General features: G+C 62.3%; 12 protein-coding genes. 8 read left to right on the top strand and 4 right to left on the bottom strand.

Going from position 1 to position 11,997, the window contains the following annotated elements:
- The first annotated feature begins 115 nt into the window (after positions 1-115).
- On the top strand, positions 116-799 hold the full coding sequence (locus OIM99_RS17850; RefSeq protein WP_311851806.1) for a hypothetical protein: 684 nt from the start codon (positions 116-118) through the stop codon (positions 797-799).
- A 72-nt stretch (positions 800-871) separates the two neighbouring features.
- Here OIM99_RS17850 and ruvX read toward each other — a convergent pair whose 3' ends face one another.
- On the bottom strand, positions 872-1,351 hold the full coding sequence (gene ruvX / locus OIM99_RS17845; protein ID WP_311851805.1) for a Holliday junction resolvase RuvX: 480 nt from the start codon (positions 1,349-1,351) through the stop codon (positions 872-874).
- A gap of 153 nt (positions 1,352-1,504) precedes the next feature.
- Here ruvX and gatC point away from each other — a divergent pair, with 153 nt between their 5' ends.
- The 4 genes from gatC (at position 1,505) to OIM99_RS17825 (ending at position 5,668) form a co-directional block, all read left to right on the top strand.
- Complete coding sequence (gene gatC, locus OIM99_RS17840) at positions 1,505-1,792, top strand: Asp-tRNA(Asn)/Glu-tRNA(Gln) amidotransferase subunit GatC (RefSeq protein WP_311851804.1); 288 nt, start codon at positions 1,505-1,507, stop codon at positions 1,790-1,792.
- On the top strand, positions 1,789-3,309 hold the full coding sequence (gene gatA, locus OIM99_RS17835; protein WP_311851803.1) for an Asp-tRNA(Asn)/Glu-tRNA(Gln) amidotransferase subunit GatA: 1,521 nt from the start codon (positions 1,789-1,791) through the stop codon (positions 3,307-3,309). The genes gatC and gatA overlap by 4 nt, the downstream gene beginning before the upstream one ends.
- 108 nt (positions 3,310-3,417) lie before the next feature.
- Positions 3,418-4,890, top strand: a complete 1,473-nt coding sequence (gene gatB, locus OIM99_RS17830; RefSeq protein WP_311851802.1) for an Asp-tRNA(Asn)/Glu-tRNA(Gln) amidotransferase subunit GatB — start codon at positions 3,418-3,420, stop codon at positions 4,888-4,890.
- Positions 4,891-5,542: 652 nt separating this feature from the next.
- Positions 5,543-5,668: a hypothetical protein gene (locus tag OIM99_RS17825; protein WP_311851801.1), complete on the top strand. Its 126-nt coding sequence runs from the start codon at positions 5,543-5,545 to the stop codon at positions 5,666-5,668.
- A gap of 254 nt (positions 5,669-5,922) precedes the next feature.
- Here the strand turns inward: OIM99_RS17825 and OIM99_RS17820 are convergent, their stop codons facing one another.
- Positions 5,923-6,273: a hypothetical protein gene (locus OIM99_RS17820; protein WP_311851800.1), complete on the bottom strand. Its 351-nt coding sequence runs from the start codon at positions 6,271-6,273 to the stop codon at positions 5,923-5,925.
- A 308-nt stretch (positions 6,274-6,581) separates the two neighbouring features.
- Here OIM99_RS17820 and OIM99_RS17815 point away from each other — a divergent pair, with 308 nt between their 5' ends.
- Complete coding sequence (locus tag OIM99_RS17815; RefSeq protein ID WP_311851799.1) at positions 6,582-7,715, top strand: cobalamin-independent methionine synthase II family protein; 1,134 nt, start codon at positions 6,582-6,584, stop codon at positions 7,713-7,715.
- 38 nt (positions 7,716-7,753) lie between these two features.
- Complete coding sequence (locus OIM99_RS17810; protein WP_311851798.1) at positions 7,754-8,722, top strand: tripartite tricarboxylate transporter substrate binding protein; 969 nt, start codon at positions 7,754-7,756, stop codon at positions 8,720-8,722.
- A gap of 72 nt (positions 8,723-8,794) precedes the next feature.
- Here OIM99_RS17810 and OIM99_RS17805 read toward each other — a convergent pair whose 3' ends face one another.
- Positions 8,795-9,739 (bottom strand): VOC family protein, encoded by a 945-nt coding sequence (locus tag OIM99_RS17805; RefSeq protein ID WP_311851797.1) that lies wholly within the window; start codon positions 9,737-9,739, stop codon positions 8,795-8,797.
- Between the two features lie 157 nt (positions 9,740-9,896).
- Here OIM99_RS17805 and OIM99_RS17800 point away from each other — a divergent pair, with 157 nt between their 5' ends.
- The gene (locus OIM99_RS17800) at positions 9,897-10,898 is read left to right on the top strand and encodes an isocitrate lyase/PEP mutase family protein (RefSeq protein ID WP_311851796.1); all 1,002 of its coding nucleotides are present in this window, start codon (positions 9,897-9,899) and stop codon (positions 10,896-10,898) included.
- Positions 10,899-10,949: 51 nt separating this feature from the next.
- On the opposite strand, the gene OIM99_RS17795 is transcribed toward OIM99_RS17800, so the two are convergent.
- Entirely contained in the window at positions 10,950-11,924 is a 975-nt protein-coding gene (locus OIM99_RS17795; RefSeq protein WP_311851795.1) for a tripartite tricarboxylate transporter substrate-binding protein, read from the bottom strand.
- Positions 11,925-11,997 lie beyond the last annotated feature (73 nt).

Here is an 11,997-nt window from a genome sequence, read left to right as displayed (position 1 = left end):
GTGCCGCAACGCCTTGTTTGGCGAACCGTTCAACCTACATTCAGGTTGATGCCGATACGTTCAGGCCCAAATGGGCGGCCGTACGAGCCGACCTCTTCATAAAGGGGACTGCGTCATGTTTTCGAGCAAACCGATGAAGGTACTGCCGGTCTTGGCCGGCGCAGCCTTCGCTGTTGGACTGATCGGTCAGGCTTCGGCCTTGCCGGTGGATTCGTCTTTGCGCAAGGCAGCTACTGAAGCTTCGCCGATGGTGCAGGACGTTCGCTATGTCGCGAAAAAGAAGCACGTCGCGAAGCGGCACGTGGTGCGCAAGAAGGGCGCGCGCCGTTATGTGCGTCGTGGCGTCGGCCCGGCAGCCGCCTTTGGCGCAGTTGCCGCTGGCATCGGTGCGGCTATCGCGGCTGATCGCTACAACGACGGTTATTACTATGGGCCGGGTGGCTACGGCTATGGTTACGGCCCGGGCTACTACGACTATGGCTATAACTACGGATATTATCCGCCGGCCGCTTATTACGGGCCGCGCTATCGCTACCGTCACGTTCATCGCCCGCCGGTCTATCCCAATCCGGGTGGCCCGATCTATGGCGGCCGGCCGATTGGCGGTCCGGTCACTGCACCAATCGGCGGTGGTTTCGTTCGTCCGAATCCGGGTTTTGGCGGCGGCGTCGTTCGCCCGAATCCGGGCTTCGGCGGCAGCGGCATCGTGCGGCCGCAGGGTCTCGGCGGTGGCGGCGGCGGTTTCGTCGGTGGTGCCGCACCGCCGCTTGGTGGGGCAACGACGATGACCGTGCGTTAAGCCGGCTTCGCTTTCGAGCATACAGATTTGGCGCCGCGGCCTTGATGGGCCGCGGCGTTTTCGTTCCGTCGTTCAGCCTTGGCTGAGGTGCTGTAGGCGGTCGAGCACGCCCTGCAGAATATAAGCCGCAGCCATGCGATCGACGACCTCGGCGCGTTTGGCGCGCGAGACATCCTGTTCGATCAATTGGCGGGTGACGGCGGCGGTCGAAAGGCGCTCGTCCTGCAAGACGAAGGGTCTTTGATCGAGTGCCGCGAGGCTGCGGATGAAGGCGCGTGTCGATTGGACACGCGGGCCTTCGCTGCCGTCCATGTTGAGCGGCAGCCCGATGATGAAGGCGGCGATCTCGTAGGTGGCGGCGAGCTCCAGCAGCCGCGCGGCGTCCTTGCTGAATTTGACCCGTCGGATCGTCTCGAGCGGCGTGGCGATGCGCCGCTCCACGTCGGAAATCGCCAGGCCGATGGTTTTCGTGCCCAGATCGATGCCCATGAGGCGCGATCGCGCGTGCAGACGTGGCAGAAGGGTGTCGGGCGTGACGATTTCGACGGTCATCGAGCCGCCCTTATCACGACCGCGCCAGCCTGTCTTGCTGATCCCGCGCCGGAATCCGGCCCGAAATGCATATTCGGCCCGATTCGGCTTAAATTTGCCCGGTGGGTGGCGCAAATGCTATAGCCGCGCAGCTTTCAACCATATGGGGATTTCATGTCGGTCGATCACGCGACCGTGCGGCGTATTGCGCATCTGGCGCGGATCGCCGTCACTGAAGAAGAGGTGCCGCATCTTGCCGGCGAACTCAACGCCATTCTGTCCTTCGTTGCCGAACTCGACAAGGTCGATGTCGGGGGCGTCGAACCGATGACGTCGGTCATTCCGATGCACATGCGCATGCGCGCCGACGTGGTCACCGATCAGGCCGGCGCCGATGCGGTCGTCGCCAACGCACCGCGCAGCGAAGAGCATTTCTTTGTCGTGCCGAAGGTGGTCGAATGAGCCAGCTGACCGACCTCACCCTCGCCGAGGCCCGCGATGCGCTGACCAAGCGCAGCGTCTCCGCGACCGAACTGACGCAAGCGCATCTCGATGCCATCGCCGGCGCGCGCGCCTTGAACGCTTTCATCGTCGAGACGCCGGAGCAGGCGTTGGCGATGGCGAAGGCTTCGGACGAAAAGATCGCACGCGGCGAGGCGGGCCCGCTCGAAGGCCTGCCGATCGGCGTCAAGGATCTTTACGCCACCAAGGGCGTGCATACGCAGGCGTGCAGCCACATCCTCGACGGCTTCAAGCCGGTCTATGAATCGACAGTCACGGCACAGCTCTGGCGTGACGGCGCGGTGATGCTCGGCAAGCTCAACATGGATGAGTTCGCCATGGGCTCGTCGAACGAGACCTCTTTCTATGGTCCGGTCGCTTCGCCATGGTTGCCGCCGAACTGGACGGTGGATCAGGGCAGGGCAGCGCTCGCCGGCGACAAGCAGGGCCTGCTCGTGCCCGGCGGTTCGTCGGGTGGTTCGGCATCCGCTGTCGCGGCACGTTTGTGCCTGGCCGCGACCGCTTCGGACACGGGCGGCTCGATCCGCCAGCCGGCGGCCTTCACCGGCACGGTTGGCATCAAGCCCACCTATGGCCGGTGCTCGCGCTGGGGCATGGTGGCCTTCGCCTCGTCGCTCGATCAGGCGGGACCGATCGCGCGCTCGGTGCGCGACTGCGCCATCCTGTTGCAGTCGATGGCGGGCTACGACGTGAAGGATTCGACCAGCGCCGATCTGCCGGTGCCTGACTATGAGAAAGCCGTCGGCGGTTCCGTGCGCGGCATGCGCATCGGTATCCCGAAGGAATATCGTCTCGACGGCATGCCCGAAGAGATCGAGGCGCTGTGGCAGCAGGGCATCGCCTGGCTGAAGGAAGCCGGCGCTGAAATCGTCGACATCAGCCTGCCGCACACGCGCTATGCTCTGCCGGCCTATTACATCGTCGCGCCGGCGGAAGCCTCGTCGAACCTCGCGCGCTATGATGGCGTGCGGTACGGTCTGCGCGTGCCGGGCAAAGACATCATCGGCATGTACGAGAACACGCGCGCCGAAGGCTTTGGCAAGGAAGTGCGCCGGCGCGTGATGATCGGCACCTATGTGCTGTCGGCTGGCTATTACGACGCCTATTACGTCAAGGCGCAGAAGATCCGCACTTTGATCAAGCGCGACTTCGAAACCGTCTTCGCCGATGGCGTCGATGCCATTCTGACGCCGGCGACGCCGTCGGCTGCTTTCGGCATTGGCGAGAAGGGCTCCGCCGATCCGATCGAGATGTACCTGAACGACATTTTCACGGTCACGGTGAACATGGCCGGCCTGCCGGGCATTGCTGTGCCCGCCGGTCTGTCGCGCGAAGGCCTGCCGCTTGGTCTGCAACTGATCGGCAAGCCGTTCGAGGAGCAAACCCTGTTCACCTTGGCCGAGGCGATCGAACGGGCGGCAGGTCGGATCAGCCTGCCCGAAGCGTGGTGGTCTTAGGATCCGGTTCTGAGCCGGATCCTAGTTCTTTTGTTTTGACGCATTTTCTTCAAGCGAACCGGGATCCACTTCGCTTGAAAATGCTATCGAGAACTCTGGAAGTCAGTCATGAGCGCATCCGCAGCCAAACCATCCAAGCTCGTCAAGGGCGCCACGGGCGATTGGGAAATCGTCGTCGGCATGGAGATCCATGCGCAGGTGAACTCCCGCGCCAAACTGTTCTCCGGCGCTTCCACCGCGTTCGGCGGCGAGGCCAATACCCATGTCTCTCTGGTCGATGCGGCCATGCCGGGCATGCTTCCGGTCATCAACGAGGAATGTGTCAAGCAAGCGGTGCGCACGGGCCTCGGCTTGAAGGCGCAGATCAACCTGCGCTCGGTCTTCGATCGCAAGAATTATTTTTATCCTGATCTGCCGCAGGGCTATCAGATCAGCCAGTACAAGAGCCCCATCGTCGGCGAAGGCGAAGTCATCGTCGATGTATCGCCGACCGAACAGATCCGTGTGGGCATCGAGCGCCTGCACCTGGAACAGGATGCCGGCAAGTCGGTGCATGACCAATCACCTGACGCCAGCCTGGTCGATCTCAATCGTTCCGGCGTCGCGTTGATGGAAATCGTTTCAAAACCGGACATCCGCTCGGCCGATGAGGCGCGCGCCTATGTCTCCAAGATGCGCACCATCCTGCGCTACATCGGCACCTGCGATGGCGATATGGAGAAGGGCAACCTGCGCGCCGACGTGAACGTCTCGGTCCGCCGTCCAGGCGAACCGTTCGGCACGCGCTGCGAGATCAAGAACGTCAATTCGATCCGCTTCATCGGCCAGGCCGTGGATGTGGAAGCACGCCGCCAGATCGAAATTCTGGAAGACGGCGGAAGCATCGAACAGGAGACGCGGCTCTTCGATCCGGCACGCGGCGAAACGCGCTCCATGCGTTCCAAGGAAGAGGCGCACGACTACCGTTATTTCCCCGATCCGGATCTACTGCCGCTCGAATTCGATCAGGCATTCGTCGATGCGCTGGCGGCGGACTTGCCCGAACTGCCGGATGCGAAGATCGCCCGCTTCACGAGCGACTATGGCCTGCAGGCTTATGACGCCAACGTGCTGGCCAGCGAACGGGAGTCGGCTGAATATTTCGAAGCCGTCGCGCGCGGACGGGATGCCAAGACGGCGGCCAACTGGGTGATCAACGAACTCTTCGGGCGGCTGAACCGGGAAGGGATCGAGATCACCGCTTCGCCGGTGTCGGCTGAGCAGCTTGGCGCCATCCTCGACCTGATGGCGGCCTCCACCATCTCCGGCAAGATCGCCAAGGATGTGTTCGAGATCGTCTGGAAAGAAGGCGGCGACCCGCATGCCATCGTCGAAGCACGAGGGATGAAGCAGGTCACCGATACGGGCGCGATTGAGGCGGTGATCGATGCCGTCGTCGCCGCCAATGCGGACAAGGTCGCGCAGGTTCAGGCGAAGCCGACGATGCTTGGATGGTTCGTCGGACAGGTCATGAAGCAGAGCGGCGGCAAGGCCAATCCGCAGGTCGTGAACGACCTTTTGAAGAGCAAACTCGGACTCTGAATCGTTCGAATCAAGCTGCCCCGATTCGGGGCAGTTGCGCGATTTTGGGTTTCGAAGGCGATCGCAAGCGCCAAAATTTTCTCTGTTCCCAAAATTTTTTTTGAGGTGTTGCCGACGTGTCGGCGACACCTTTCGGCATGGTTATGCGTTGACCGAAAACCATGTGCCGACATCCCGCGACTCGGCGCCTTTAACCTCATGCATGATGCGCCGGTCCCGATGCGATGAATGGCGATGCGATTGCGAAGCATCGTCTTGCGCCGATCATGATCGGCGGGTGGGACGCTTTTCGTCGTCAATTCAGTTTTTCAGGAGAATCAATGAGTTTTCTTATTGAGTCGATCAGCTATGCCGGCGATCGATGATCTTCGCGCGCGTCGCTTGGGCGTTGTGCCCATGTATAAGGAGAGCGGGCCGAGAGGGGATGAAGGTCGATGCCGATGGTGGGTTGGCGTTGTTGAATCTTGATCGACGAGTCGATGCCGCGCGCGTGTCTTTGGATGTGTTGGAAGAGGTGTCGCCGAGGCGTCGAAAGGCATCGCAACGCGCTCTCCGGCACACGGATGACTTGCACAACTAGTTAACCTCGCTAACTTATGTCTGCCTGATGCCGACGGAAGCTCGTCGGCTGTCAACTTAGAGGGGACCTCAGATGGCTAAGGCAGCTAAGCGTAAACCGGCCAAGAAGGCCGCGAAGAAAGCAGTGAAGAAGGCGACCGCCAAGAAGAAGGTTGCCAAGAAGAAGACCGCCAAGAAGAAAGCTTCTAAGAAGAAGTAAGGGGCTTTCGGGCGGACCGGCTTAGGCTGGTCAGGCTCGAAGCGCTGACCAGACTTCAGCGGTTCGGAGACATAAGCGAAATGTTTTGGTCGGTCCGTTTGCCAGGTTTTTGCCTTCAAACAGTCTAGACAATTAACAGATCGTTTCGTTCAGGTCTCATCTTCATCTCGTCCCTCGCATGGCAACATGCGGGGGACAATTGTTTTCAGGGGGCCGTTTGAGGCCTGTCTTTCGCGGTCCGTCCGGACGGGCGTTCAGCGTTTGTCGCGCCGGTATTGCTCGGCGCAGTCCTGGGCGAAGTCGCGCCAGAGGCGCCCGCTTGCCGTTCCATCGAGCTTCATCGCCTGCCAGCGGGCGGCGCAATAACGCAGCGCTTCGCGACTGAGCGGTGGGCGGGCCGTTTGCGTTTCGGGCTGGGCGGAAGGGGGCGGTTGTTCGCTGGGCGAGACGGGCTGATCGAGTGTCTGCGGGCGTCGTGGCGGCAGCGGAACTTCGGCCGGCAGCGTCGTACGGGCGCCTTGGCCGAGCGCGGGCGCCACCGCGAACACCGCAAGCGCTGATCCGATCGACAGGACAAGCGGGCAAATCGCGCGGGGTCTGTACACCAGCCACCACCGGCTGCTTGCGTTTCCCTTCATGGGTCTTTCAGGGCACAGGATGGCGCCACATGCAAGGGCCGAAGGTGTACGGCGGCTTCATGCGAATATCTTATTCCGCCCGACTTCACGGTTCCGTTCGGATCGTGCCTGCGACGTGTCTCGCATTGCAGGCCACTAGTAGCACTTGCACCCTTTAAACGCCGGAGTACGATCCTCGGACAAGCGGGTGGCAAATCCGCTGTTGGGAGAGCGCCGTATCAACGCCAACCGAACGCACTGCGCTGAATCCCGCGACCGAGAAGGAGGGCGGCGAGATGGTGGCTGATGTCAAGACCGCAAGCATGGCGTCGGATTATCGGTGCGATCAGGTCGGCAGCCTTTTGCGACCGCCACATCTTCTCGATGCGCGCGATGATTTCAAGGCCGGGCGGATCGATCGGGCCGCATTGCGCGCGGCGGAAGACAAGGCCGTGCTGGACGTCTTGCAGGTGCAGAAAGATGCCGGCATGGCGATCTTCACCGACGGCGAGATGCGACGGGATTCCTGGCAGACCGTGTTCAGCGAGGCGGTCGACGGGTTCGAGGAAAACTATCCTGTGCGCGAGTTCAAACGGCCGGATGGCAGCGTGGCGCGCCTGCAAATGCACACCAAGGCGATCACCGGCCAAGTGCGGCAGAAGAAGCGTCTGGCCGATGTCGATGCGGCATTTCTGAGTCAGCATGCGCCAGGGCCATTCAAGATCACCATGCCGAGCCCGGCGATGATCGCCCGGCAAAGCTATCGGCGGGGCGACACCGATAAAGCCTATCCCGACGCCAACGATCTGCGCTCCGATATCGGCGGCATCGTCACCGGCGAGATGAAGGCGCTGGTCGGGGAGGGCTGCGCCTATATCCAGCTCGATGAAGGGTTCACCATCTATGCCGACCCCGCGCGCCTCACGGTCATGACCGAGGAGGGGCTCGATGCCGATCAGGCGCTGGAGGAGGACATCGCGCTGGAAAACGCCTGCTATGACGCGGTGCGCCGGCCGGGCCTGACCCTGGCGATGCATCTGTGCCGGGGCAGCCGTTCCGGCTTTATGCGCGGCAAGGGCGGCTATGACTGGCTGGCCGAGCGTCTGTTCGACCGGCTGCACGTCGATCGCTATCTGCTCGAATACGACAGCGACAAGGTGGGCGGTTTCGAGCCGCTGCGGCATCTGCCCAAAGGCAAGGTGGCGGTGCTGGGTCTCGTCAGCAGCACCAATCCTCGGCTCGAAACCCGTGATGAATTGCTGCGTCGCATCGAAAGCGCCACCCAGCATTGTCCGGTCGAACGGCTCGCCATCAGCAGCCAATGCGGTTTCCAGGGCGCGGCGACCCGTGATGGGGCGCATATGAGTTTCGACGATCAGCGTCGCAAGCTCGAACGCATTGGCGAGGTCGCCCAAGAAGTCTGGGGCTAAACTCAGGCGGGGCGGATCAGCGGAGGGGAGGGCTGGTGATGCGCGTGAGATGTTTGCAGATTTGGATCGCGGCCGTTGCATTAACCCTGGTGCCGCGCCTGGCGCTGGCAGCTTATCCCGATCATCCGATCAAGGTGATCTGCACCTATGTGGCGGGGGCCGGCGGCGATCTGATGGTGCGCTACTATGCGCGGGCGCTCAGCGAACTGGCGGGCCAGCCGGTCATCGTGGAGAACCGTGTCGGCGCCAATGGCCATGTCGGCAATCAGGCGGCGATGGACGCCAAGCCCGACGGCTATACGCTGCTGATCACCGGCGCGTCCGCCTATGTCGGCAATCCGCTGTTCATGAAGAGCGCCGATTACGATCCGAACACTGCGCTCAAGGCGGTCGCCACCTTGAACGAGCTGGGGCTGGCCCTGGCCGTCAATCCCAAGCTCGACGTTCATTCGGTCGCCGATCTGACCAAGTTCATCAAGGATAAGAACGGCCGGGCGCGCTACGGCGCGCAGACTTCGAGCGCCATGGTTGCCGCCAGTCTCTATCTGCAAAAGATCGGCGCGACGGCCACGCAGGTGAACTACAAGAGCGCCGGCGATGCCGCCGCCGACACGACCGCCGGCTTGATCGATTTCTTCTTCCCCGACATCACATTGGCCATGGCCCAGGCCTCGCAGGGGCGGCTGCGCCTGCTGGCTTCGACACCCGCCAATCCGGTGTCGGCGGCGCCCAATCTGCAGACCATGCAGCAGGCTGGCGTGCCGGATTTCTCTTATTCGGTGATCTGGGCCGCCTGGTTTCCCAAGGACACGCCCGATCCGATCGTCAACCAGATGCACGGCCGGCTGAACGAGATCGTCAAACGGCCGGAGACGAAGAAATTCCTGTTCGATGTCGGTGCCGATCAGCGCATCTCGCAATCGCCCGAGGACATGGCGCAGATCGTCAAAGCTGAGTTCGAGAACTGGAAGAAGATCGTCGAGGCGGCGAAGATCGAGAAGCAATAGCGGCGGGTTTGCCGCAACCTCGGTGTCATCCCGGATCACGCTGCGGTGTCCGGGATGACACGAAGGTACAGTCTACGTCACTACGGATTCGAAGAAGCGCGGCGATAGTTCCGGTCCCCATTGCGCCAGATTTTCTGCGGTCGCCGGATAATCGCCTGGTGGTACGCTGGCATTGAGCAAGTCGCCATCGGCGTAGTGTTCGAAAATATGGCCCCAGGGGCTGCGCCAATAGTCGAACACCTGGCTGCCGAGGAGATGGCGGCCGACGCCCCATTCCTGCTTCCATCCTTTGCCTTGCAGCCAATAGTGGCCGATCTGAACCGCGTCGGGATCCTGCACCTCGAAGGAGACGTGGTGGACGTTGATGTCGCCGGGCGCATGCAGGGCGAAGATGGTGTGGTGGTCGGCCGGTTTATCGCCCCGGTTGCAACGCATGAACGTGCCTAATGTCACCTTGGGATCGTCAGGCACATGCAGCCGGTCGGTCACCAGCATGCCGAGCGTGTTGATGAACCAGTCGCGTGCAGCGCTGCCGTCGGTGAATTTCAGCACGCAATGGCCGAGCCGAATGATCTTGGCGGATTCGTTCTTCGGCCGCTGCAATTCGAACAGGCGGTTCTTCTCATAGCCGAAGTTGATCGCCAGCGGATCGCGGATGTCGAGCCGTTCGACGGGTTTGATGCCATGTACCAGATCGATCCGATAGTTGTCCGGGCCCTGCATGCGCACGCGCTTGCCGCCGCCCGGCGCATCGATCGTCTCGATGGCGGAAGAGCCGGGCAGGCGCGCGGCTTCATCGAGTTCTGCTTCCGAGCCAGCCAGCATGCCGACGGCGGCGAAACCCGGCTCGCCCTTTTCCGTCACGTGGATGTAGGGGTAGTCGCCGGCTCCGCGCATATAGAGCTTGTCGGGCTCTCGCTTCGCGCGATACATGCCGAAATCGGTCAGAAACTGTTCCATCTTGTCGAGATCGGGCGCCCGATACACGACATAGACGATATCCTGCACCTTGATCATCAGGTGTCCTCCCTGGCGGCCCTGTGGCCTCCCTCGCCGGGCGGTAAGCTTCCATCTTTTTCCCTGGATGTGAAGGCCTTTGAGTGGCAAAGCAGGCCTGCATGGCGAACGTGTCCTGGCAGGCGTGGGCCGGCGAATTTTTGCTGGAGGAAACGATATGACGGACCCATTCATCCATCCCGAAAAGCGCAAACGCTTGGCGTTTCGCGCGCTTTTGGCCAAGGACGGGCTGACGGTGATGCCGGGCGGATTCAGCCCGATGTATGCCAAGATTGCCGCCAGGGCGGGATTTGAATGTTTCTTCGTCGCCGGATCGCAGATGTCGGCCTTTCTGCTTGGCGTTCCCGATACGGGTGTGATCGGTCTGCGCGATATCTGCGACCATGCCCGCCATGTCGCGGCGCGTTCGGATATTCCGATCCTGCTCGATGCGGATACCGGCTTCGGCAATGCGGTCAACGTGCATTTCAGCGTACAGGAGATCGTCCGCGCCGGCGTTGCCGGCATGTCGATCGAGGACCAGGAAGCGCCGAAGAAATCCGGCACCAGCGCCGGCCGCCGGGTGATCTCGAAGGGGGAGATGGTCGGCAAACTCAAAGCTGCCGTGGCGGCGCGCGATGCCATCGATCCTGATTTCGTCATCTGCGCGCGCTGCGATGCCATTGGCGCGGAAGGGTCGAGCCCGCAAGACGCGATCGAGCGCTGCGTCGCTTATGCGCGTGACGGCGGGGCCGATCTTGTCTGGCTCAACTCGGCGAAGTCGCTGGAGCAATTGCAGGAGGTCTGCCAGGCAGTGCCGGCGCCCGTGCTGATGATCTGGGGCGGTCCGCCGCCGGGGCCAGACTTTGCGGAACTGGAGATGACGGGCCTGCGCATCGCGCTCTATCCGACCTTGGCGGCATCCGCTGGTATGCAGGCGGCCTGGCACGTGCTGGCCGACTTCAACAAGCGCGGTGTCGCGGCGCTCACCGATTGGCGCAAGAGCATCGCCAGCCATCCCTTCGGCGCGCTCGAGTTTGCCGAGATGACCGGCTATACCGGCGTCCGCGATCTCGAAGCCAAATATCTGCCGCAAGAGGCGCAGCGCGATTACGACAGCACCTATGGCCACGTCTCGCCGCTTGGCTTCGGCGATGGGCCGGATAAAGCCAAGAGGTGACGCGAGACGTGATCGTAAAGCCTTTAATTTGGCCGTAGAGCGCGTTCGCGTTTATTCGACACTCAGGCCGAGGCTTTGCACCATGGTGCGCCAGCGGGCAATTTCGCGCCGGAAATAGTCTTCGGCTTCCTGTCGGCTGGCGTTCATCGGGTCGAAACCGATGGCGACCAGTCGTTCGCGGATCGCCGGTTCGCGGATGATGTCGTCGATCTGCTTGTTGAGCGTGTCGATCTCTGCCGATTGGGTTGCGGAGGGGGCGAAGAAGCCGACCCAGGATTGGGCGGTGAAGTCCTTGTAGCCGCTCTCGTTGAAGGTCGGCACTTTGTCGATCACCGCGATGCGCTGCGGCGAGGCCACCGCCAGGCCGCGCAACTGGCCGCCGGCGACCTGGGCGGCGAAGCCCGACAAGGACGAGACGACGAGTGGCACATGGCCGCCCAGCACCGCGTTGGTCGCGTCCGGCCCACCACGGAACGGCACGTGCTTGGCGTCGGTCTTGGCCAGCTCACGGAAGAAATACTCCGCCGCGATATGCGAGCTCGTGCCGATACCCGCCGTGGCGAAGGCGATTTCCTTGCCCTTGTTCTGGGCGACGAAATCGCTGAGCGATTGCGCCGAACTGCCGGGGTTGATGGCGAAGACTTCCGGCGTGGTCGCGACGATGGCGATGGTCTTCAATTCGTCGGCGGTGAAGCCCTTGTTGCGGTAGAGCGTCTCGTTGATGGCAAGGGCCGCGGTCGAGACGAGTAAAGTGGCGCCGTCAGGTGCCGCGCCGATGACGGCTTTCGTGGCAATATTGGCGCCGGCGCCGGGACGGTTCTCGACGACGACCTTGCGCTGGTATTTCTCTCCCAGCCGGGTGCCGACCACCCGCGCGATGGAATCGGCCGAGCCGCCCGCCGCGAAGCCGACGATCAGGGTGAGGATGGAACCTGGTGCTTGTGTTTGTGCTTGCGCGGTTGTGACCTGAGCACTTGTCATCGCGGCCAAAAGCGTCGCGACAGCGATAAAGCTCGCCTTCCTCATTCCATCCTCCCTGTCGGCTGACGCCGTTACAGGCAAGCTAGGACGAGGGGGAGGCGCGTTGCAAGCATGGCCA

Source organism: Methylocella sp. CPCC 101449 (assembly GCF_031921685.1).
Classification (GTDB): Bacteria; Pseudomonadota; Alphaproteobacteria; order Rhizobiales; family Beijerinckiaceae; genus Terripilifer.
Note: the sequence above shows the minus strand (reverse complement) of the source record. Positions and strands in the feature narration are given on the sequence as shown.